Source organism: Algibacter aquimarinus (assembly GCF_039543265.1).
Taxonomy (GTDB): domain Bacteria; phylum Bacteroidota; class Bacteroidia; order Flavobacteriales; family Flavobacteriaceae; genus Algibacter_B; species Algibacter_B aquimarinus.
Genome location: NZ_BAABJK010000020.1, coordinates 1 through 23227, shown reverse-complemented (window position 1 = coordinate 23227; position 23227 = coordinate 1). Strand labels below are relative to the sequence as shown.

Genomic DNA, 23227 nt, shown 5'->3' with positions numbered 1-23227 from the left:
CTTAACACAATTAAAGCCTGTTTCTACTTTTATTATTAAATAGAAAATGGTATTTTCGCGCACGATATTTTCGTCAATTATAAAATTAATTGGCAACCAATTTAACAAGCTAAATCCCAAAACAAGGGTTTTTCATAAAAATTTAAATGACAGATGGCAGTTTTAAATAAAATAAGACAACGTTCACTATTCTTAATCTTAATAATAGCCTTAGCGTTATTCTCTTTTGTATTAGCAGATTTATTTAAAAATAGTGATGCACTTACATCAAAATCTCAAAATATTGTTGCAACAATAAACGGGAAAGATATTTCTCGTGAAGATTTCTTGCAAAAAGTAGAAGCAGCACAAAGACAAGCAGGACCTAGTGCTACAAATACTCAAGTAATGAATCGAGTTTGGGAGCAAGAAGTTAGAAATGCGGTTTTAGGAACGCAATACGAAGAGTTAGGTATTTCTATTGAACAAGACCAGATGCGTGATTTATTAAAAACAGCTTTAGCAACTAGCCCAGAGTTTTTAAATGAAGCTGGTCTATTTGACGAAAATAAACTAAATGAGTATATAGCTAATTTAAAAGAAACCTCGCCTGTTGGTTACCAAAGTTGGGTAGATTATGAAAAACAAATTGCTAACAATGCTTTGCAACAAAATTACTTTAATCTTGTAAAAGCAGGTTTAACAGGAACTTTAGCAGAAGGTGAATTAGACCACAAACTAGCAGGAAATAAAGTTGATATAAAATTTGTGCAAATACCTTATTCATCTATTGCTGATAGTGTTATAAAGGTTTCAAAATCTGATGTTTCAAGTTATATAAGCAAAAACAAAAAGAAATACGAAGTGGAAGCTTCAAGAGATATTAAGTTTGTTGAGTTTAAAGAAGTGCCAAGTATTGAAGATGAAAACGCTTTGAAAGCTGAGTTGGAAACGTATATTAATGGACGTTTTGTTGATGATACTGGTAGAAAAGATACGATAGTTGCATTTGCCAAAGTTAAGAATAACGAAGAGTATATTAATGTAATTACAGAGTCTGATTTAAAGTTTGATGACCGTTTTGTATTTAAATCTAGTTTACCAACAGCAGTGGCGGATAGTATTTATAATTTAAACGAAGGTGAAGTTTTTGGACCTTATAAAGACAATGGGTTTTTTAAGGTTTCTAAAGTTGTTGCTGTAAAACAAATTCCTGATTCAGCTAAAGTAAGACACATTTTAATTCCATTTTTAGGAGCTAGAAGTGCACCACCAGAAACCACACAAACTGAAGCTCAAGCAAAAGTAACTGCTGATAGTCTTTTAAATATTTTAAAATCTAATCGTTCAAAATTCTCCGAATTTGTAACTGAATTTTCATCAGATCAAGGAAGTGTTGCTAACGAAGGACGTTACGATTGGCATCCATACAATACTATGGTTCCAGAGTTTAATGATTTTGAATTCAACGGTAAAGTAGGAGATTTAGATGTTGTAAAAACAATTTTTGGTTTCCATATTATAGAAATTGAAGGGCAGAAGGATAAAAAGAAAGCGGTACAAGTTGGTACAATTGCTAGAACAATTGAGCCATCTGAAACAACAATAGATAAAGTTTTTAGAGATGCTTCAAACTTTGAAGTTAAAGTAGCAGAAAAGGATTTTGAAGAAGTAGCTACCGAAAGTAAGTTTACTGTGCGTCCAGTAAACGGTATTAAAATTTTAGATGAGAATATACCGGGTGTAGGTAACCAAAGACCAATAGTGCGTTGGGCTTTTGAGGAAGGTGTTGAAGAAGGTGATACCAAACGTTTTAATATTCCTGATGGTTATGTAATTGCTCAATTGGTAGCAAAGCATAAAGAAGGATTAATGTCTGTTGAAGATGCTTCAATAACAGCATTACCTGCTATTAGAAAAGAAAAGAAAGCTGAAATGATAAGAGAAAGAGTTTCTGCAACTACTATTGAAGATTTGGCATCAGCAGAAAATGTTTCTGTACGTTCTGCATCAGCTATTAATATGAAAACACCAACTATATCTGGTGCTGGTAGAGAGCCTATGGTTGTTGGAGCTGCTTTTGGTTTAAATGAAGGTGAAACCTCAAAATTAATTGATGGTGAAAATGGTGTTTATATGGTTCAAGTAACTAAAGTAACGCCGGCGGTCGAACTTGATAATTATCAGGCTGCTGCAAATAGAGTAGAGCAACAAAAATCAAGTGCTGTAAATGCAAAGTTATATAATGCTTTAAGAGAAGCTGCAGAAATTGAAGATAACAGAGCTAAAACTCAAGTACAATAATACATATCTATATTATAAAAAAAGGCCTCGTTTAACGAGGCCTTTTTTATTTTAGAGCTATTATAAAACCATATCCTCATAATCAATTATAGTTGCAAAACCTTTTTGCTTAAAATAATTTTTAGGATTTTCTTTTGAGGCAACAAGAACAAAGTCGCCACCCCAAGCACCGAGACTTTTTACGCTACCATTAAAATCACTAAATAATAATTCTTTTACAGGTTTTTCTTTAGTAATTCTGCCGATTATATGTTCGTGTTCTATTAGTAGTTTTTCAAAATCAGATAGATTGTTACAGGTAATCATCTTTGAGGTTATTTCATTAATCTCCGTTATTTCAGTTGCCAAATGTCCCTTATTAGCTTTATAATGTTTTATGCCTTCTCTACTATTTTGTTTTTTATTTAAATGAATAAAGTATAAATGTTCTTTAAATGAAGGATTGAAGTTAACAGGTTTTACAATGGGTTCTTTTTTTTGTAATTGATAAGTAATGGCGTTATCATTTTGAGCACAAGCAATGTCGTATCCGCTGCCCCCAAACGTGTCTTCTAATAGTTTATAGGCGTTAATATTTGCCCATTGCGAAATGTTATTGATTAAAGTTGACGATGAACCAAGTCCCCAATTTTTAGGGAATTCTAATTTGGTAACAACTCGGAAACCTTGTTCTGTTTTTAAGAAATTTGGACTTAACTCTTTTACTGTATTTAAAATTTGAATTAACCTATTTAGAATATCATGAGTTGAACTGAAGTTTCGATTAATTTGATTTAAAGAGATTTCATTTTCAAACCAAACCGTTCCTTTTTCATCTAAACTTTCCCAAATAATTTTTGGTTCATTTATAGGTTCAACTTCAAATGTTTGTCCGTATTTAGTAGGTACAGCTAATGCCACTGCACCATCAAGAACAACATATTCTCCAGTTAATAACAATTTACCGTGGCTTCTATAAGATTTCACCTATTGTCTTAATTTTGCCAGAGATTCAACCACTGCACTATGTGTTACAGTATGCGTTTTAAAATATTCTGTAAGTTTAGCTTTTTCATTGTCATTAGCTTCAAATTGATTGAGAATATTCATTAAATGCATTTTCATATGCCCTTGTTGAATACCGGTTGTTGTTAACGAATTAAGAGCTGCAAAATTCTGAGCTAAACCAGCAACGGCAACAATTTGCATAAGTTCTTTTGCTGATGGTTTATCAAGTAATTCTAAAGCCAATTTAACTAAAGGATGTAAGCCTGTAAGTCCACCAACGGTTCCCAAAGCTAATGGTATTTTTAGCCAAAAGGTAAAGATGCCATTTTCAATTTTAGCATGAGATAAACTACTGTATTTTCCATTTTTCGAGGCGTAGGCATGAACTCCAGCTTCAACGGCTCTAAAATCGTTTCCAGTAGCTAAAATAACAGCATCAATACCATTCATAATACCTTTATTGTGTGTTACTGCTCGATAAGGTTCAACTTCAGCAATATTAACCGCCTGTACAAATTTCTTTGCATAAGCTTCACTAGAGACACCATTTTGTTGACTTAATGCATCGACATGACAGCTTACTTCAGCTCGAACCAAACAATTGGGAACATAGTTAGACAATATGCTCATTACAATTTCTATGTTTTTTTCTTTTTCAGAGAAACCATTAAAAGTTAAGGCTTCATCTTTAAAAGTTTTGGCAAACTGCTCTAAACAAGAATTTATAAAATTGGCACCCATAGCATCCAATGTTTCGAATGATGCATGTAATTGGTAATAACCTTCTATTTCTTCTGTTTTATTTCGCAATTCAATATCTAAGATACCACCACCACGCAATTCCATATTTTTGGTAATGGGTTTTGCTTCATTTACAAGTTTTGGTTTTATAGTATTGAAATAGTTTTTTAATGTATCGAAATTACCATGGAACATAAAATGAACTTGACCAATTTTTGTTGTAGAAACTACAGTGGTTTTAAATCCTCCTCTATCTAACCAAAATTTAGCGGCTTTACTGGCAGCCGCAACTACAGAACTTTCTTCTATAGCCATTGGAATAGTGTAGAGCTTCTCATTAATTAAAAAATTAGGAGCAACTCCAAGCGGTAAATAGTAATTGGTTATTGTGTTCTCAATAAATTCGTCATGAAGCTGCTGTAATTTTTCATCGTTATTCCAATATTGTTTTAGGATGTGTTTAGCATTATTAGGGCTTGAAAAATAGGTATTTACTATCCAATCAATCTTTTCAGATTTTGATAGTTTTGAAAAACCTGCAACTGTTTTACTCATAAAAAATTTATTTACTAGATGCAAAGATACTACACTTGGTATGAATATTGAATATCTTGATTTCTGTTGGTTATTTAACTGTTAATATTGGCGGTTTTTTACATAATTTTTAGTAAACTTGACATCATTTTACGAAATAAATATTTTTTTTAATGAAACACCTAAAATTCTCCTTTTACATTTGCTTTTTAATCACTGCATTTTCATTTGCTCAAACCAAAGAAATAACACTTGAAGAAATTTGGAATGGCTCCTTTAGAACTCAAGGAATGGATGTATTGCATTCCATGGCTAATGGAAAGCAGTACTCCGTTTTAAATTTTGATAGAAATTCAAGATCAACATCTATAGATATTTACGATTATAAAACGCTTAAAAAAGTTAAGACCTTAGTCAATTCATCAGATATTGATATGGGTTACTTTTCGAACTACGCCTTTAGTAAAGATGAAAATAAAATTTTATTGGCTTTTGAAGAAGAATCTATTTTTAGACGTTCAACATTAGGGAAATATGTAGTATTTAATATTCAAGAGAACTCTATTCAAAGTGTTGCAAACTATAAAATACAAGAGCCAACGTTTTCTCCTGACGGTAAACAAGTAGCTTATGGATATAATAATAACCTATATGTTAAAAATTTAGAGAATAATAAAGTAACGCAAATTACTTTTGATGGTAAAAAAAATAAAATTATAAATGGTATTACTGATTGGGTTTACGAAGAAGAGTTTGCTTTTGTTAGAGCTTTCGATTGGAATGCAGATAGTAATAAAATAGCTTTTATACGTTTTGATGAAACCAATGTTCCAGAATTTTCAATGGATGTTTATGGAAACGGACTTTACCAAACACAGCAAGTATTTAAATACCCAAAAGCTGGTGAAGCTAATGCTGTTGTTTCACTTCATGTTTACGATTTAACCTCTAATTCCAAAAACCAGGTTGAAGTAAATAAAAGTTATAGCGACTTTTATATTCCAAGAATTGAATGGACAAATGATGGAAATATTTTAAGTGCTCAGTACACAAATAGACATCAAAACGAGCTAGATTTATGGATGATTAATACCAAAACAAATACAACAAATTTAGTTTTAGCAGAAACGGATAAAGCTTACATTGATGTTACAGATAATTTAACCTTTTTAAAAGACAATAGTTTTATTTGGACTAGTGAAAAAGATGGTTATAATCATATTTATCATTATTCAGAGGCAGGAAAACTAATAAATCAGGTTACCAAAGGAAACTGGGATGTCACTAATTATTATGGTTATGATGAAAAGAATAACAAGATTTTTTATCAATCTGTTGAAAACGGTTCTATAAATAGAGATGTTTATTCTATTAAATTAAATGGACGAAATAAGACAAGACTGACTAAAAACAATGGGACTAATAATGCGTCGTTTAGTGCAAATTTTTCATATTTTATAAATACATTTTCTAGCGCCAAAACACCTCCAGAGTATTCGTTAAACAACTCAAATTCAGGAAATCTAATCAAGAGTATAAAGGATAATGATGTACTCTCTCGAAACTTATCAGAATATAAAACATCAGAAAAAGAGTTTAGTACAATTCAAATAAATGGGAATAACCTGAATATGTGGATGATAAAGCCTGCAGATTTTGATACTTCTAAACAATATCCACTTTTAATGTATCAATATTCAGGACCAGGATCTCAGCAAGTGGCAAATAAATGGAATAGTGCTAATGATTATTGGTATCAATATCTAGCTCAAAAAGGTTATATTGTAGCTTGTGTTGATGGAAGAGGAACTGGTTTTAAAGGAGCAGATTTTAAAAAAGTAACACAAAAAGAATTAGGTAAGTACGAAGTTGAAGACCAAATAAGTGCTGCAAAAGAATTAGGAAAATTACCTTTTATTGATGCCAGTAGAATTGGAATTTGGGGATGGAGTTATGGTGGTTTTATGAGTAGTAATTGTTTATTTAAAGGAAATGATGTGTTTAAAATGGCTATTGCCGTTGCACCAGTAACAAGCTGGCGTTTTTATGATACTATTTATACCGAGCGTTATATGACAACACCTCAGGAAAACCCAAGTGGTTATGATGAAAACTCACCAATAAACCATGTAGATAAGTTAAAAGGTGATTTTCTTTTAGTACACGGCTCTGCTGATGATAACGTGCATTTGCAAAATACCATGCGTTTAGCTGAGGCTTTGATTCAAGCCGATAAGCAATTTGATTGGGTGATATATCCAGATAAAAATCATGGAATATATGGTGGAAATACAAGACTTCATTTATATAAAAAAATGACCAATTTTATTGATGAAAACCTAGGTGATAAAATTCTAAAAGAAAGAAAAACTAAGGTTAATCAAGTTAAGATTAAAGGATAAAAAACTAACCAAAAATTTTATATATGTCAACTTCAGTAATAAAACCACATCAAAAAGAACTTTTTGGACAACCAATTGGATTATACATTTTGTTTCTAACAGAAATGTGGGAGCGTTTTTCTTATTATGGAATGCGAGCATTATTAGTTTTGTATATGACTACGTCTACGCTTGGCGATGATGCCAGAGGTGCTGGTCTGGGTTGGACTAGTAAAGAGGCATTGGCGCTTTATGGTTGGTATACTATGTTGGTTTATGTAATGTCTATACCAGGCGGTATGATAGCAGATAAACTTATTGGTCAGAAAAAAGCCGTTTTATTAGGAGCAATTGTATTGTGTATTGGTCACGGTGTTTTAGTTTTAACAGATATATGGGCATTTTATACTGGCTTGGGGTTAGTAATTCTAGGAGTAGGTTTGTTAAAACCTAATATTTCTACAATGGTTGGTGGGCTTTACAAAGAAGGTGATATAAGAAGAGATAAAGGTTTTAGTATATTTTATATTGGTATTAATTTAGGGTCTTTGCTAGCTACTATGATTGTTGGAGGTGTTGTTGCCGAATGGGGATGGCATGCAGGATTTGGTCTTGCTGGTATAGTTATGGTTTTAGGTTTAATTAATTATTTAGCTGGTCAAAAATATTTAATTGAAGTTGGTAACTTTATTCCAAGTAAAAATGACGAGAATGAGGTGTCTTACGGATCATTATACTCAAAACTGTTTAGCTCTCCTAAACAATTAACAATAGTTGGTATTTTATTTATAGCCTCTATTTATGGTTGGTATGCATTGGAGTGGGGCTTTGGACTTTTGTTTTTATTCTTAACGGCAATTGCTGCATTATTAATTATGATTTACAAAGAATTGGATTCACAAGTATTTAAAGACCGATTTTTGGTATTGTTACTGTCCTTCATTATGGTAATTATATTTTGGGGAGCCTTTGAACAAGCAGGTGGATTAATGAATTTGTATACAGACACTAAAACAGATAGAATGCTTTTTGGATGGGAAATTCCAACGGTAATGTTTCAAAGTTTAAATGCTGGATTTATAATTATTTTTGCTACAATTGTTGCTAGTATTTGGGCTAAACGAAAACTTAAAGGAAAAGAAGCATCGTCATTATTTAAAATGGCATTAGGGATTATAATAATGGGTTTTGGCTTTTTATTTATGGTTTTTGCAGCTATGGAGTTTGACAAATCTGGTACATCAAGTATGATTTGGTTAGTATTAGCATATTTATTTCATACTATTGGAGAGCTTTGTATTTCTCCTGTGGCATTATCCTTTATAACAAAATTGGCTCCGGTAAAATATGCTTCCTTAATGATGGGTGTGTATTTTGCAGCTACAGGTTTAGGAAACAAAGTAGCGGGTATTGTAGGAGAATCAGCTAGTGAATATGGAGAGCTTACCATCTTTTCTGGAATAGTTGTTTTTACAGTAGTTATTGGTTTGTTATTTATAGCTATTTTAAAACCACTAAAGCGTTTAACACATGGCGTTGAAGAAAGTGAGCGTGTTTTAAAGAATGAAGAAGCTGAAGGATTTGAACTAGCAGATAACTAAAAAATATAATTATGGCAGAAAAAACAACCGACCATTTTTTTAAAGACAAAGTTTTAGGGCATCCATCAGGACTATTTGTTTTATTTTTTACCGAGATGTGGGAACGCTTCTCATATTATGGTATGCGAGCTATTTTAGTAATATTTTTAACAGGAGCACTTATCGGAGATAATCCTGGATGGGAATGGACATCAGAAGCTGCTTTGTCTCTTTTAGGAACCTACGCTATGCTCGTTTATCTTACACCTTTAGTTGGTGGTTGGCTAGCAGATAATAAAATTGGCTATAGAATGGCAGTTGTTATTGGTGCTTTGTTAATGACTTTAGGGCATGCGTCAATGGCGGTTGAAACGCCAACATTCTTATATATTGGGATTGCATTTCTAATTGTTGGAAATGGTTTTTTTAAACCAAACATGACTTCCATTATATCTAAAATGTATGAAGGACATGATGAAAAAAAGGATGGTGCTTATAATATTTTCTACATGGGCGTTAATGCAGGTGCATTCATCGGAATAATGCTTTGTGGTTGGGTAGGAGAAAAAATAGGTTGGAGTTATGGTTTTGGTCTTGCAGGTATATTTATGTTGTTAGGAATGTTCCAGTTTTATTATGCTCAATCACTTTTTGGAAATATAGGAGATAAACCAAAAAATGAAGATGTTGATTTAATAGACGACTTGACCAATAATATTAAAGAAATTTCTAATAGTGGTATTAAGTTGAATAGATTTCTAACTATTGATTATATTCTCATAGGAGTCTTTATTGTTTCTGCACTTATTTTTATAATTAATGATCCTTTAAGTAAAATTGGAAATATTTATACATTCAATTTTACTGTTGTGGGGATGACAGATTCTTTGTTCTTTGCTTTGTTAGCAGCTGTTACCTTTATTTTGCTTTTGATTCTTAGAATCCCAAGATATGTTCCAATAGAAAGGGATAGAATGATAGCCTTTTCGATATTTTGCTTATTTACAATATTTTTCTGGGCTGCATTTGAGCAAGCCGCAGGGTCTTTGCCAATATATACAAGAGATTATACCAATAGAATATTAGAGGGCGGAGCAGCAACTACGTTTAAAATAGTCGATTTAATTGTTACAGTAGTTCCACTCTTTGTAATTACTTATGTATTAATAAGTTTGTTTAGGAAGACATTTAATAGAATTGGGCTATCAAACATAATTCTTGGTTTTAGTTTTGTTATTGTTTGGGCTATTGTATTATATAAATTGTATATCGAATTCCAATCAACTGAAACTGAAGTGCCTATTACTTGGTTTGCAATTTTGAATTCACTTTTCATTATCATGTTTGCTCCATTATTTACTAAATGGTGGGATAGTAAATATAATCCTCCAGCATCAGTAAAGTATTTTTTAGGGCTAGCGCTTTTAGGAATTGGATTTGGTTTCTTAGCATTTGGAGCCAAAGATGTGCCGCTTGGTGCTCAAACTGCAAGTTTAAGTATGGCTTGGTTAGTATTTGCTTATTTGTTTCATACTCTAGGAGAAATGTGTTTAAGTCCAATGGGGCTGTCTTATCTAAGTAAATTAGTTCCTGGACGTATGATTGCTTTCATGTTTGGTGTTTATTATTTAGCAATTGCCATAGGTAATAAGTTAGCACATTATGTAGGAGGTGATATTGAGAAAATTACTAGCGAACATGGTTTGTCTTATTTCTTTTTAATTTTTACGTTAATTCCAATAGGGTTGGGTGTTGTCTCACTATTGTTGCATCCGCTATTGAAAAAACTCATGCACGGTGTCCGTTAATCGAAAAAAAACTTACAATTCTAGTTATTTAAAGCATTTTTTGTAAGTTCGGAACAACTTTTGTAACTAATGTGATTATGAAAAAGACAATATATTTATTAATAGCTATTGGTTTTATTAGCTTAAATTCAGTAGCTCAAGAAATTAATTGGGTATCATTAGACGAAGCTATAGAACTTCAAAAGAAGAACCCTAAAAAGATTATGATGGATGTTTACACTAATTGGTGTGGCCCATGTAAAATGCTTGATAGAAATACATTTCAAAATACAGATGTAGCTAAATATGTAAATGAGAATTACTACGCTGTTAAGTTTAATGCAGAAGGGAATGATAAAGTTACTTACAAAGGAAAAATATACTCAAATCCAAACTACAATCCAGAGCTAAAAAACAGGCGTAATTCACCTCATGAATTATCACGCTATTTCCAAGTGCAAGCATATCCAACTATTGTATTTATGGATGAAAAAGCAGAATTAATTGCGCCAATTAGAGGTTATCAAACACCTCCACAATTAGAGTTATATTTAAAAATGTTTAAAAAAGACGAGCATAAAAAAATTAGTTCTCAAGAAGAATTCACAGTTTATGCTAAAGCTTTTAAAGCAGAATTTAAAGGATAAATTATATTAGTATTTAATAATAAAGGCTCCCTTTTTACTAGTTTGGTGAAAAGGGAGCTTTCTTTTTTCACATATTGCCTCCCATCCTTCTATGTAGGATTTATAGTTGCTTCCGTCAGCAATAATGTATTTTGGTTTTATAGAATCTATAACTCTATTTAAATTTATTTTTGGAGATTGTCTTAGTAAAACATAATCTGGTGTAAACGTTTTTATGTTATAGGTTGCTAAACTATCAATGACTAAAAGTGTTTTGTTATTCAATAAATAAATAGATTTCAGATTGTCTTTTTCAGTTTTTTTAATATGATTTCCAACAACATAATCTCTAATAATATTATTTTTAGATTCGGTAATGCTATCAAAATTGTGCGAAACTATCGTCTTGTTTTTAGTTGTGTTTCCTATTAAACTATATCTACTTTTATGGAAGATGACAACTTCATTTTTAGGTTTAGAGTAATTGTTGAAAATAATAGCTAATTGAAAAAAAATAATAGAGGCTAAAAACCATTTTAAATTTGAATAATTCCTTTTTTTGAAGAGTTTGATGCCTGTAATAATTAGAAAATAAGATGTAATTACATATAGTAAGCCAAATGAAATATCTTTAAATAAAAAGGATTCTTGTTTAGATATCCAACCCACAAAATTATTCATATAACTAATAATAATTCCATATAGTTCAGCAACGAATTGTGGTAATATATTTAATATGGCCAGAAGAATAATTAAAATTCCGAAACCTAAAATAATTCCTAAAAAAGGAATAATGACCAAATTTGAAACAAAAAATAAGCTAGGAAATTGATGAAAATAATATAGGCTTACAGGAATAATACCAAATTGCGCAGATACAGTTATTGTAAACGTATGCCAAAATTTATCTAGAATATAGTTTTTTGGTTTCCAATATTTATACAATAAAGGGTCTATGATAACAATAGCAAAAACAGCCAAGTAACTTAATTGAAAACCTACATCAAATAAAAAGAGCGGTTTAAAAAGTAAAATAACAAACATAGAAATTGCCAGTGTATTGAAAATATTTGTAGGTCTTTTTAAATTTAAACCAATAGCCACAATGCTAAACATAGTAACTGCTCGAGTAACAGATGCCGATAAACCTGCGATTAATGCAAAACTCCATAGAAAAAGTACCAATAAAATTATTTTTAAAACTTTTCCATGTGTTAAGCGTTCTAAAGGTTTTAAAACAAAACTTAGTATTAAAAGAATAATACCAACGTGTAAACCCGAAACTGCTAAAATATGAATAGCTCCAGCATTGGTATAACTGGTGTAAACTTCCTCGCTAATATCTTGTCGTTGCCCTAGTAAAAGCGCATTAATAATAGCAAGTTCGTTGGATTTAAAATTGTAAGGTTTTAGTTTAAAATTTATGTAATCTCTTATTTTGTTAGCAATACCAAATAAGGTATGAGTATCTGATTTAATTTTTAACAAGGTTTCATTTGATATAAATAGCTGATGATATATGTATTTCTTTTCTAGATATTTTTTGTAGTCAAATTGATGTGGATTTAAAGGATGAATTAAATCTTTAAAATCAGTTTTAGTTATAAAAACAGCATCAACTTTTAAGGCAGATTTTGTAGAATCTTTTTCAATATTCAAAAGTGATTTTCCTTTAGATTTTATGTTGTCAACTTCAAGAATATCAATAACATATTTGTCATAATAATTGCCTGGTTTTAAAACTTCTCTTATTCTAAAAGTGATGGTTTTTGTTGAATCTGAATCTATAGATAAATACTTAGTATAATGGTTTGAAAACCTTATTTGATTGTGAAAGTGTGTTGTTAAAATACCAATTGATACCATTAAACAATACGTTAAAACACCAAACCATATGGTTTTAATAAATTGTTTTTTGGCTACAATAAAACTAATAAATAATGCAGTTAGAAAAACCCCGTTTAGTATTAATATAATGTTTAGAGGAGTATTTAATAAATACCCTATAACAATACCAACAATTAGGCATGATGTTAATTTAATTATTGTAAAGTTTAGTAATCGCATGGCGTGTTAAGATAAAGAATATCTTATAAAATTCTCCGCGCTTCATAAAAAGCTTTAAGCCAATATGCTTCATTTAACCAAGATGTAATAACACCTTTTCCACTAGTAGCATGAATAAATTCTATATTATTATCTCGAATATCAACAATTAAACCAACATGATTAATAGCGTTTCTTCTATTACCAGTTTTAAAAAAAAGCAAATCTCCTTTTACCACATTTTTAAGTATTACTTTTTTGCCTTTTTTCGCCATGTCTCTAGATATTCTTGGTAAAATAATATCATGCTCTCTAAAAGATTCAAATATTAAACCAGAGCAATCCATTCCAGATTTTGAAGTGCCACCCCATTTATATCTTACGCCTTCAAATTGTTTTGCATATTTAATAATACTTTCAGGTTTGGTAATAATTTTTTTGCTTGGAATGGTTTTGTTATTAGATATAGAAGTTTCTTCCTCAATAACATTAGACTTTTTGGTAATTATTTTTGTGGTCTTTTGTCTTTTGTTTTTAGCACGTTTTGAAGATTTACAACTGCTAAAACTTAAAAATAAAATAAGTATAACTATGAGTTTTTGCATACTAAATTTTAAGACTTAATGGCATTATAAATTAAACTAGCCGTTTTTTTACTTGCGCCTTTTCCTCCTAGTGCCTTTTCTAATTCGTAGTAATCAACAAAAAGTTTTTCGCGAATCTCTGGATTTAAAATACGTTCTAGCTCTTTTTTAAGTCTTTTTTTATTGAAATCATTTTGTATCAATTCAGTAACAACTTCTCTATCCATTACTAAATTAACTAACGAAATAAATTTAAGCGTTATTATGCGTTTTGCAATTTGATAAGAAATAGCACTGCCTTTATAACAAACCACTTGTGGTACTTTAAACAAAGCGGTTTCTAGAGTTGCCGTTCCAGACGTAACCAAAGCTGCATGAGAAACACTTAATAAATCGTATGTTTTGTTTGAAATAAAATTTATTTGAGTAGATTTAATGAAGGTTTGGTAAAAACTAAAATCTTGACTTGGTGCTCCAGCTATTACAAATTGATAATTAGGAAAATCTTTAACCAAACTAAGCATAACAGAAAGCATTTTTTTAATTTCTTGTTTTCTGCTTCCTGGTAATAAAGCTATGATAGGCATATCATTTAATTTATGCTCATCTCTAAATTTGTTTGGGTTTACTTGTTTTCTGTTTGCAATGGCATCAATTAATGGATGCCCAACAAAATTAACGTTATAGTCATGTTTTTTATAAAACGCCTCTACAAAAGGCAGAATAACATACATGGCATCAATATCCCGTTTTATGGCTTTTACTCGGCTTGCTCTTGAAGCCCATACTTGCGGAGAAATGTAATAATGTGTTTTAAAACCTTGTTGTTTTGCCCACTTTGCTATACGTAAGTTAAAGCCAGAATTATCTATAAAAACAACTACATCAGGATTAAATTCTTTAATATCAGTTTTGCAATGCAAAATAAATTTAAAAATTTTATTAAGGTTTAAAATAACTTCTGCAAAACCCATAAAAGCTCTTTCCTTGTAGTGGGTTACTAAATTACCTCCAGCAGCTTGCATCAAATCGCCTCCCCAACATCTAATATCAGCATCAATATCTTCTTTAATTAATGCTTTTATTAAATTTGAACCATGTAAATCACCTGATGCTTCTCCTGCAAGAATATAGTATTTCATCTATTAAAATAGTTTAAATACAAATGTAAAAACAGCTATAAAAACAGTTATTAATAAAACACCTCTGGCTCGGTAATCTTGTTTCTTTTTAATAAAAATAAAGAAAGCTGCCAGGTTTAATATAGCACCTAAACTTATTAGTTTTCCTAAAAACCCTTCGTTCGCAGCTGCTTTTATAACGGTTACAAAATCATCGCCTTTTCCAAGTAAATTTGCGGTTATAAATAGGCCGATGGCATTGGCGATAAGTCCGACAAACATACCTATAAAAATATCTTTTTTAATCATTTAATTTCCATGTATTTAAGGTTTTAATAAAGTGATGAGCAGTAATATCAAATTGTACAGGAACTATTGAAACATGGTTGTTTTCAAGAGCCCATTCATCGGTGTCTTCACCGCCATCTAAATTAACAAATTTTCCTGTTAGCCAATAGTAATCTTTACCTTGAGGAGTTTTTCTTTTATCAAATTCTTCGACCCAATTGGCTTTCGCTTGTCGGCAAATTTTAATCCCTTTGATGTCTTTTTCTGATACATTTGGAATGTTTACATTAAGCACAACACCATTTGGGATACCTTCTTTTAAAACGTTTTTGGTAATAGTTTTTACAAAAGATTTTGAGGCTTCAAAATTAGCATTCCATGAGTAATCTAAAAGCGAGAAACCAATAGCGGGGATACCCTCAATTCCAGCTTCAATAGCTGCACTCATTGTGCCAGAATAAATAACATTTATGGACGAGTTAGAGCCATGATTAATACCAGAAACACATAAATCTGGTTTTCGTGGTAAAAGTTCTCTAATGGCAAGTTTTACACAATCGGCTGGTGTACCAGAGCAACTGTACTCTTTATGAGATTCAGAATTAATATTCACTTCCTCAGCATACAGTGTAGAGTCTAAAGTAATGGCGTGTCCCATACCACTTTGCGGGCTATCAGGGGCTACAACAATAATATCACCAATGGTTTTCATAACCTGTATTAGTGTTCTTATACCAGGTGCATTTATACCATCATCATTTGTTACGAGAATAAGCGGTTTTTTCGACATATTTATCTTCTAATAGCATCGCTAAAATACATAATTTACTCTGTAAACGTCTAAATTCTTTGGTTTAACAAAAAATTAGTAGCAAATGCCATTATTGGCATAGTTTTTTCTTTATTTTAGTAGAAATAATGTTGAGCTTATAAAGAGCTATGAAAATTTAAATGATGAGAAAAATTATGAAAAAGAATTATAAGATTTTATCACTTTTGCTATTACTAGCATTTGCTTCGTGTAGCTTTACGTCAAAAACCACTTTTACCAACCCTGATAAAGATAAATTGTTAGTTCAAGTTATAACATTTGTTTTAGAGCAAGGGCATTTTGATCCTATAGATTTAGATGATGATTTTTCGGCCGAATTATTTAAAGATTATGTTGAAATTATAGATCCAGTTAAGCGTTATTTTTACGAATCTGATTATAAGGATTTCGAGAAATTTAAGTTAAGTATTGACGATCAATTAAAGGTTTCTGATATTACTTTTTTTAATGTTGTAAATGAGAGAATGATGAAGCGTTTTGAAGAAGCGAAAGTGATTTACAAAGAAGTTTTGTCTCAGCCTTTCGACTATACTATTGATGAGGAATTTGATACCGACCATGAAAATAAGCCTTTTGTAAAGAACAAAAGAGAAATGCAAGAAAGATGGAGACAACAACTTAAGTTTTCTACCATTTCAAACTATGATGATATATTTACTCAAGAGCAGCTTGCTAAAGAAAAGGACCCGTCTTACGTAATGAAGACTCCTGAGGAAATAGATAAAGAAGCAAGACAAGCCACCGAAAAATCATTAAATATTTATTTTGAAGATTATATAGATGACCAAACTCGAGAAGACTGGTTTGCAATTTATGTAAATACAATAGTTGAAGAATTTGATCCGCATACATATTACCTAGCTCCAAAAGGAAAAGAAGAATTTGATACAAGAATGTCTGGTAAGTTAGAAGGTATTGGTGCAAGGCTTCAAAAAAGAATGGATTACATAAAAATAGTAGAGCTTATTTCTGGAGGTCCGGCTTGGAGAAGTAAAGAGCTTGAAGTTGAAGATGTTATATTGAAAGTGAAACAAGAGGATGAAGAGTTTCCTGTAGATATTGTAGGTATGCGTATAAACGATGCCATAAAATATATAAAAGGCCCAAAAGGCACTAAAGTGACTTTAACTATCAAGAAAGTAGACGGTACCATTAAAGACATTACGATAACAAGAGATATTGTTGAATTAGTAGAAACCTATGCCAAAGCATCCGTAGTTGAAAAAAATGCTAAGAAATATGGTGTTATTAATTTACCAGCCTTTTACGTAGATTTTAAAGATTACAGAAATATAAATGCAGCCAAAGATGTAAAAAAAGAAATTGAACGTTTGAAAGCCGAAGGAATGGAAGGTTTGGTTCTGGATTTACGTAACAATGGAGGAGGTTCTTTACCTGCTGTTGTAGAAATGGCTGGGTTATTTATAAAAGAAGGACCTGTTGTTCAAGTTCGATCAACTGGCGAAACAAAAGAAGTTTTAAAAGATAGAGATAAAAGTATAACGTGGGATGGTCCTTTGGTTATTTTAGTTAATGAAATATCTGCTTCTGCATCAGAAATTATGGCAGCAGCAATGCAAGATTATAAAAGAGCTGTAATTATTGGTAGTAAACAAACCTATGGTAAAGGTACTGTTCAAAATGTGATAGACTTAAATAATATGTTGAGAAATAGCACTAGTGGAGATTTAGGTGCGCTAGCATTAACAACTCAAAAGTATTATAGAATTAATGGTGGTTCAGTTCAGTTAGAAGGGGTGAAAAGTGATGTTAAAGTTCCAGGTAGATTTAGTTTTATTGATGTTGGAGAGAAAGATAAAGACAACCCATTACCGTATGATGAAATTGATGCAGCTGATTATACACTTTGGGAAAACTATTTCGATTACAATTCTACAATTGCAAAAAGTAAAGAACGTATGAGTAATAATGAGCAATTAAAGCTTATTGAAGAAAATGCAAAATGGGTGAAAAGTAAAATTGATGATACTGTTTTTCCATTAAACTATGAAAAGTATAAGGCTAAAATAGATTTAAATGAAATGGAAGCAAAACGCTTTGAAGCAATTTCAAACTATAAATCGAATTTAACTTTTGAATCTCATGCTTACGAAAAAGCATTGTTCAATTCTGATACTACAGATTTAAAAGAAAAAAGAGAACGTTGGCATAAAAGTTTAAGTCAAGACGTTTATGTTGAAGAGGCTTTAAATGTATTAGAAGATTTAAAAACATCGTATCCTATAAAAAAGGTTGCATCTACAGTAAAAAAATAGATCAATTTTTATATGAGTCATAAATCAAACTCACTAAAACAATTAGCGCTCCAAAAGTTTAAAAAGAACTTTTGGGGCGTTTTTAGTTTTTGGTTTATTGTTTTTGTTGGGTTGGTTTCAGTGTTTGCATACGTTTTTGCGCCAGACAACTCACAATATGCTAATCAAATGCATTTGTCTATTCATTCCAAACAACCTGGTTTTAAAATAACTATACTAACAATACCATCTCAATTAGAAGTAAAGCAAACAGTAATTGATAAACTCTTTTTTGGAAAGAAAAATACGGATACTGAAGTACCTATTTCTAATTATTTTATAAAGAATGATGCTCTAATTTACACTGAATATGCTTCAGATGGCTTAGAAGGTGTAAAGAAAGAAATATCATTAAACACATTTCTAGAAAAGAATGCTGCCAATTATATTACAGAAAAACACTTTTTATTTGGCACAGATAAGTACGGACGCGATTTACTAAGTAGAGTTTTAGTAGGGGCAAGAATTTCTTTTTTTATTGGTTTTGTAGCAGTCTTTATTTCTTTAATAATAGGTGTTTTTATGGGAAGTGTTGCAGGCTATTTTGGAGGAAAAGTAGATGCTATAATTATGTGGATTATAAATGTTACTTGGTCTATTCCAACTTTATTACTAGTTATCGCAATAACTTTAGCTTTGGGTAAAGGTTTTTGGCAAGTATTTATTGCTGTAGGTCTAACCATGTGGGTTGAGGTAGCAAGAGTTGTTCGCGGACAAATAATAAGCACCAAAGAAATGCAATACGTTACTGCTGCAAGAGCTTTAGGTTATAAAGACCTAAGAATTATTACTAAACATATTTTACCAAATATTATGGCACCAGTAATTGTAATTTCGGCAGCTAATTTTGCAGCCGCTATATTAATAGAAAGCGGGCTTAGTTTTTTAGGTATTGGGGCGCAACCGCCCATGGCGAGTTGGGGTGCAATGATTAAAGACCATTATAACTATATTATTCTAGGAAAACCTTATTTAGCCATTATACCGGGGCTTTGTATTATGAGTTTAGTTATGGCATTTATGCTTATTGGAAATGCCTTACGTGATGCTTTGGACGTGAAGAATTAAATTTAAAAATAAGTTTTTATTCCAATTCTACTTTTATTTCCTTTGACATAAAATGTTTGTTCTTTCCTCCATAAATAGTTCTACAATTTCCTTTTATTAAAATAATTTGATTTTTAAGTATAAAGTTTTTATCTATTTTGTTCTTTATGTTCAATTCAGGTATTTCAAACACAATTTCGTTTACCGATTCAGATATGGTTCCCAAAAATATTTTTTTAAAAGGTTTTTCCTTTGAAATGGTATATTCATCAATGTATTCGCTGTCGTCTCCAAATAAAGGTGGACCTTCAATGAATCGTTTTTTTAATTCTTGATGAAATTCAAATTCTTCTGCTTTTGGTGAAAATGAAATATTAATATTATTTAGGTCTTTATAAAATCGAATAGTTTTTTCTGCCTCTGTTGGGTAAACTTTTATGGTCAATTCAAAGTTGTCATTAGATTGATAGGTTTCTTTATCAAAATCCAAGTAGAGATTGGTGTTTTCAAAATCATTTTTTGAGCAACTAAAAGCTAAAATAGAAAGCAGGAAAATAGCTAAGGTGTTCTTCATTCTTAAATGTATGCTAACGGTTTTGTATAGTATAAGATTAGTTAGGTGTTTTATCAATTAATTTAGCAAATACAAACCGAATATAAAATCCGAGAGGACTTTCTTAATTAAGAGAAAACAAGCAATTAATTATACGCGTTGTTGTAGTTAGTCTTTATTTTCTAAATCATCACTCTTTTTTAAGTGTCTTTTTCTTAGATTTTCTGCGTATTCAATAAATGAGCCGTCAAAAAATTGTTTATTCGGACTACTTAACAAGGCTCCAAAACCGGGAGATAGTATCATGCCATGAACTAAAGATTTTCTAGATTCCCAATTTTTTTTACTTAACATTTTGTTTTCATTCTGTAAAAACAGATTTTCAACGTGCCGTATTTCAGCAGCAAATAAGTGAAAACCATGATTATGTTCTTCTTCCGTCAAGGAATCTGGATTTCCTCGGAAGGTTGAAATTATTCTTGATGATTCTTTAGAAGAACCTAAACTTAGGAGTATATTAATATCTAAGGCAGCAATTTCATGGAAAGTTGAGGCTCGTGTTGCTTTTGTATTATTCCTAATTTGTAATCCTACAAAAATCAATGAAATAATGACAGCAATAGCAGATATGATTTCAGCAACCAAGGCATATTCTTCAAGTATTTCTTTCATATTTATCCTTTTTTAGTTCTAAAGTTAAAAATTAATTTACTTGTAGTAATTTTTTCCAATTACTTCAATTTCTCAAATTAAGCACAACGTGTTCGAGTATAATTTCGTTGTGTTGAGAACTAAATTAGCAAAAAAGGAGGGAAGAGTGTCTGGGTTTCAGTACAAACCATATTTTATTTAGCTTACACCAAATCCTTTTTCAATAATTTCTGAATAGTGTTCTTCTTGTTTTTAATTTTTATTCTATTTCTATATCCTAATCTATTATTTCTATGAGTTTGGCTAATTCTTTACCATAATCAATAAATGCAATGGTTTCATCTGTCCTCGCCAATTTGATTTTATCAAAAATGACAAGTGCCTCACCATTACTTTCGATATGATAAATCTGATGACTTTCAAAAAAGCGAATGATTTCATCTGTAAAAAATGCCCTAATCTCAGATTCATTATTCCCCATAAGCAAGAATTTTTTAGAAAAATCAGGATACATATCAAAATCAATGTCCTTGTAGCCAGTAAATGCCATCACTCGGTCAAATATTTTTTCTAATACGGCTTCTTTTTCCATGGTAAAAACGGGAATTTTTTTATTCAATTTCAAGACCATTAGTGTCGTATTAAACGTCTCAGCTGTAAATGCTTGTCCTTCATTGAAGGTTACATCTGCTATTTCCCATGACACATTCAACTCTTTAAATGTTCCTTTGAGACAATTGTATTTGCGTTCAATAGGTCTAATTTCAAAAAAGTGGAACTTCTTTAAATAATCTGTGTTCCAATCAACTTGACTTAAATATTGATAATTTTTCTCAGTTGCTAAATTTCGTAATCGCTTTTGCCTTTGCGATAGTTTAACCCCAGAACCAATAATGTTAATTTTTAAAGCCCTATTATAGGCAGAGGATGAAACATGAGAATCCAATCCTGATATAAAGACCTTACCGCCTGTAGCCCTTTGTATGTTTAGGTATTCCACCAAATAGTCCATGTAGGTAATGCCTACCAACCTGGTTTCTGATAAATCAATATTGACATCTGCTCCAGAAGGAATTTGAGCCACTAGTTTATCGACTTTTATGATACCTAAAAAATTAGCAATACCTCTAATCTTTAAATCGAAACTACCATCTGGTCGCTCCATCAATTTTGTACGAGACTTATAAACCATTTTAAAAAATCGAGAGATAGATACCCTTGCCAATAACATGTGAATAACCAGTGCTAATAGTAATCCACCGAGTAAACCAATTAATAAATTGGTGTATAGCGTTAAAACCATGGTGCCAACAAAAAATATTAATTGCTCGATTCCTTGATTATAAATTTGTTTAAAAACGGCTGGAGAAGCTAATTTAAATCCAGTATAAACAAGTAAAATTGCAAAAGCACATAGTGGTACTTGCCTCATTATTGGGCTCAAAACCATAATAAAAACTAACAATAAAAGTCCTTGATACATGTTAGACCACTTTGTCTTCGCACCATTATGAATATTGACTGTACTCCTAATAATCACAGCAATAATTGGCAAACCTCCAATTAGGCCAGCTACCATAGTACTCAATCCAATACCAGTCAAATCTTTATTTAAATCCGTCTTTCGTTTGTAAGGGTCAATTTTATCAACTGCTTTTGCAATCGCTAATGATTCAATACTAGTTATGATTAAAATAGATACTACGGTTGTCCAGAATTCAATGGTATTTATTTTATTAAAATTTGGATGCATTATTGAATCCATAATATTATCTGGAATATCCAACAGCAGATTAGGTCCTACCTCGTATACCTTTCCAAAGAATGAAAGCGTATGTTGGTCAAAGAAATTGAAAAAATAAACAAAGGGAATGGAAAGGGCGACGACCCACATTGGCGTAGGTAAAATATGGAAAAATCGATTGCTGATTTTTGAATGAAATAATAATAAAAGTAAGCCTACCAAAGCAATAATCACCACAAAAGGATTTGCTTGAGGTAGGTATAGAACCGCATCAATAAGGTTTTGTATAATACTCGAACTATCTGAATGCGTGCCTAAGGCAACATGAATTTGTTTAGCGAAGATGATAATTCCGATGGCTGCCAAAATACCGTGAATTACGGAAGAATGGAATATATCGGCTAATCGACCCAATTTCAATAATCCCAATAATACTTGAATTGCACCAGAAACGACCACTGCTGCCAATACATAATTAAATGCTTGTCCAGAACCATCATCCATCAATACAATACCCAAAAGTATGACAGCTATAACTCCTTTGGCAGGTCCGTTGACCGATATATGACCACCTCTATAAAGGGTTGTTACAACACCGCCAACAATTGCTGAGATGATACCCGACATTGCGGGTGCACCTGCTGCCAAAGCAATACCTAATGAAAGTGGTAGAGCAATAAGTGATACACTCACCGCAGCAATTAAATCACTTTGCCAATTTTCAATTAAACCTTTGAAGCCTTTTTTTGGTGTAATTTCCATGTATTTAACTATCTGTGTTTATAAAATGTTTGGATTTTGAATATACAACATGTCAATAAATCTTTTCAAAATTCTTAAATGATGCGATATATAACCTAGCTTTATTTTTGAGAAATTTGAATTTAAATCGATGATTATTAACATAAAGTCTTATTAAAACTAAATGTATTGATTTTATTTGTTAATGGCATTTATTGGTCTCGTATAAACATCTGTTACGGATTTAAAGTTAATGTTTTTCGGTTTAGCACTGACTTTAGCAATTCCGAGTGGATTCGCACCTAGACGAATCCGACGTAATTGGGGTTATACATCTTAACTTAGCAATTCACTAAATTTCATATATAATCATAAAGAACCAAAGA

Annotated in this window: 17 protein-coding genes; 7 read left to right on the top strand and 10 right to left on the bottom strand. The window is 31.3% G+C overall.

Annotated elements, in window-relative coordinates; genetic code table 11:
• Positions 1-153 precede the first annotated feature (153 nt).
• The gene (locus ABD939_RS15685; protein WP_345170542.1) at positions 154-2283 is read left to right on the top strand and encodes a peptidylprolyl isomerase; all 2130 of its coding nucleotides are present in this window, start codon (positions 154-156) and stop codon (positions 2281-2283) included.
• 60 nt (positions 2284-2343) lie between these two features.
• On the opposite strand, the gene ABD939_RS15680 is transcribed toward ABD939_RS15685, so the two are convergent.
• The gene (locus tag ABD939_RS15680) at positions 2344-3249 is read right to left on the bottom strand and encodes a GYDIA family GHMP kinase (RefSeq protein ID WP_345170541.1); all 906 of its coding nucleotides are present in this window, start codon (positions 3247-3249) and stop codon (positions 2344-2346) included.
• The gene (locus tag ABD939_RS15675; RefSeq protein ID WP_345170539.1) at positions 3250-4566 is read right to left on the bottom strand and encodes a hydroxymethylglutaryl-CoA reductase, degradative; all 1317 of its coding nucleotides are present in this window, start codon (positions 4564-4566) and stop codon (positions 3250-3252) included.
• Positions 4567-4718: 152 nt separating this feature from the next.
• Between ABD939_RS15675 and ABD939_RS15670 the strand changes: the two genes are divergently transcribed.
• The 4 genes from ABD939_RS15670 to ABD939_RS15655 all read left to right on the top strand — a co-directional run bounded on the left by ABD939_RS15670 (position 4719) and on the right by ABD939_RS15655 (position 10940).
• Positions 4719-6947 carry a S9 family peptidase gene (locus ABD939_RS15670; RefSeq protein ID WP_345170537.1) on the top strand — a complete coding sequence of 743 codons (2229 nt, stop codon included), beginning with the start codon at positions 4719-4721 and terminating at the stop codon, positions 6945-6947.
• Positions 6948-6970: 23 nt separating this feature from the next.
• Positions 6971-8527, top strand: coding sequence for a peptide MFS transporter (locus ABD939_RS15665; protein ID WP_345170535.1), 1557 nt, complete (start codon positions 6971-6973; stop codon positions 8525-8527).
• Positions 8528-8538: 11 nt separating this feature from the next.
• Positions 8539-10314 (top strand): peptide MFS transporter, encoded by a 1776-nt coding sequence (locus ABD939_RS15660; RefSeq protein WP_345170533.1) that lies wholly within the window; start codon positions 8539-8541, stop codon positions 10312-10314.
• Positions 10315-10391: 77 nt separating this feature from the next.
• Positions 10392-10940, top strand: coding sequence for a thioredoxin family protein (locus tag ABD939_RS15655; protein ID WP_345170531.1), 549 nt, complete (start codon positions 10392-10394; stop codon positions 10938-10940).
• Positions 10941-10946: 6 nt separating this feature from the next.
• Here ABD939_RS15655 and ABD939_RS15650 read toward each other — a convergent pair whose 3' ends face one another.
• Genes ABD939_RS15650 through surE form a run of 5 tightly spaced genes read right to left on the bottom strand, consistent with a single transcriptional unit; the run spans position 10947 to position 15748 of the window.
• Complete coding sequence (locus tag ABD939_RS15650) at positions 10947-12986, bottom strand: ComEC/Rec2 family competence protein (RefSeq protein WP_345170529.1); 2040 nt, start codon at positions 12984-12986, stop codon at positions 10947-10949.
• A 23-nt stretch (positions 12987-13009) separates the two neighbouring features.
• Positions 13010-13570 carry a C40 family peptidase gene (locus tag ABD939_RS15645; RefSeq protein ID WP_345170527.1) on the bottom strand — a complete coding sequence of 187 codons (561 nt, stop codon included), beginning with the start codon at positions 13568-13570 and terminating at the stop codon, positions 13010-13012.
• Between the two features lie 8 nt (positions 13571-13578).
• Positions 13579-14691, bottom strand: a complete 1113-nt coding sequence (gene lpxB / locus ABD939_RS15640) for a lipid-A-disaccharide synthase (RefSeq protein ID WP_345170525.1) — start codon at positions 14689-14691, stop codon at positions 13579-13581.
• Positions 14692-14694: 3 nt separating this feature from the next.
• Entirely contained in the window at positions 14695-14979 is a 285-nt protein-coding gene (locus tag ABD939_RS15635) for a hypothetical protein (protein WP_345170522.1), read from the bottom strand.
• The gene (surE, locus tag ABD939_RS15630) at positions 14972-15748 is read right to left on the bottom strand and encodes a 5'/3'-nucleotidase SurE (RefSeq protein ID WP_345170520.1); all 777 of its coding nucleotides are present in this window, start codon (positions 15746-15748) and stop codon (positions 14972-14974) included. The genes ABD939_RS15635 and surE overlap by 8 nt, the downstream gene beginning before the upstream one ends.
• A gap of 176 nt (positions 15749-15924) precedes the next feature.
• Here surE and ABD939_RS15625 point away from each other — a divergent pair, with 176 nt between their 5' ends.
• Positions 15925-18066 (top strand): carboxy terminal-processing peptidase, encoded by a 2142-nt coding sequence (locus tag ABD939_RS15625; protein ID WP_345170518.1) that lies wholly within the window; start codon positions 15925-15927, stop codon positions 18064-18066.
• A 12-nt stretch (positions 18067-18078) separates the two neighbouring features.
• A complete protein-coding gene (locus ABD939_RS15620) occupies positions 18079-19173 on the top strand; it encodes an ABC transporter permease (RefSeq protein WP_345170516.1) in 1095 nt (364 codons plus the stop codon).
• A 16-nt stretch (positions 19174-19189) separates the two neighbouring features.
• Here ABD939_RS15620 and ABD939_RS15615 read toward each other — a convergent pair whose 3' ends face one another.
• The 3 genes from ABD939_RS15615 to ABD939_RS15605 form a co-directional block, all read right to left on the bottom strand.
• A complete protein-coding gene (locus ABD939_RS15615) occupies positions 19190-19726 on the bottom strand; it encodes a hypothetical protein (RefSeq protein WP_345170514.1) in 537 nt (178 codons plus the stop codon).
• 147 nt (positions 19727-19873) lie between these two features.
• Positions 19874-20377, bottom strand: a complete 504-nt coding sequence (locus ABD939_RS15610; RefSeq protein WP_345170512.1) for a hypothetical protein — start codon at positions 20375-20377, stop codon at positions 19874-19876.
• Between the two features lie 256 nt (positions 20378-20633).
• Positions 20634-22862 (bottom strand): SulP family inorganic anion transporter, encoded by a 2229-nt coding sequence (locus tag ABD939_RS15605; protein ID WP_345170510.1) that lies wholly within the window; start codon positions 22860-22862, stop codon positions 20634-20636.
• Positions 22863-23227 lie beyond the last annotated feature (365 nt).

Bases quoted from the DNA above. Each gene is read 5' to 3' on its own strand.
- ABD939_RS15605 (WP_345170510.1), bottom strand. From the start codon at position 22,862: ATGGAAATTACACCAAAAAAAGGCTTCAAAGGTTTAATTGAAAATTGG.
- ABD939_RS15660 (WP_345170533.1), top strand. From the start codon at position 8,539: ATGGCAGAAAAAACAACCGACCATTTTTTTAAAGACAAAGTTTTAGGG.
- ABD939_RS15670 (WP_345170537.1), top strand. From the start codon at position 4,719: ATGAAACACCTAAAATTCTCCTTTTACATTTGCTTTTTAATCACTGCA.
- ABD939_RS15675 (WP_345170539.1), bottom strand. From the start codon at position 4,566: ATGAGTAAAACAGTTGCAGGTTTTTCAAAACTATCAAAATCTGAAAAG.
- ABD939_RS15610 (WP_345170512.1), bottom strand. From the start codon at position 20,377: ATGAAAGAAATACTTGAAGAATATGCCTTGGTTGCTGAAATCATATCT.
- ABD939_RS15620 (WP_345170516.1), top strand. From the start codon at position 18,079: ATGAGTCATAAATCAAACTCACTAAAACAATTAGCGCTCCAAAAGTTT.
- ABD939_RS15645 (WP_345170527.1), bottom strand. From the start codon at position 13,570: ATGCAAAAACTCATAGTTATACTTATTTTATTTTTAAGTTTTAGCAGT.
- ABD939_RS15635 (WP_345170522.1), bottom strand. From the start codon at position 14,979: ATGATTAAAAAAGATATTTTTATAGGTATGTTTGTCGGACTTATCGCC.
- lpxB (WP_345170525.1), bottom strand. From the start codon at position 14,691: ATGAAATACTATATTCTTGCAGGAGAAGCATCAGGTGATTTACATGGT.
- ABD939_RS15625 (WP_345170518.1), top strand. From the start codon at position 15,925: ATGAAAAAGAATTATAAGATTTTATCACTTTTGCTATTACTAGCATTT.
- surE (WP_345170520.1), bottom strand. From the start codon at position 15,748: ATGTCGAAAAAACCGCTTATTCTCGTAACAAATGATGATGGTATAAAT.
- ABD939_RS15655 (WP_345170531.1), top strand. From the start codon at position 10,392: ATGAAAAAGACAATATATTTATTAATAGCTATTGGTTTTATTAGCTTA.
- ABD939_RS15615 (WP_345170514.1), bottom strand. From the start codon at position 19,726: ATGAAGAACACCTTAGCTATTTTCCTGCTTTCTATTTTAGCTTTTAGT.
- ABD939_RS15665 (WP_345170535.1), top strand. From the start codon at position 6,971: ATGTCAACTTCAGTAATAAAACCACATCAAAAAGAACTTTTTGGACAA.
- ABD939_RS15685 (WP_345170542.1), top strand. From the start codon at position 154: ATGGCAGTTTTAAATAAAATAAGACAACGTTCACTATTCTTAATCTTA.
- ABD939_RS15650 (WP_345170529.1), bottom strand. From the start codon at position 12,986: ATGCGATTACTAAACTTTACAATAATTAAATTAACATCATGCCTAATT.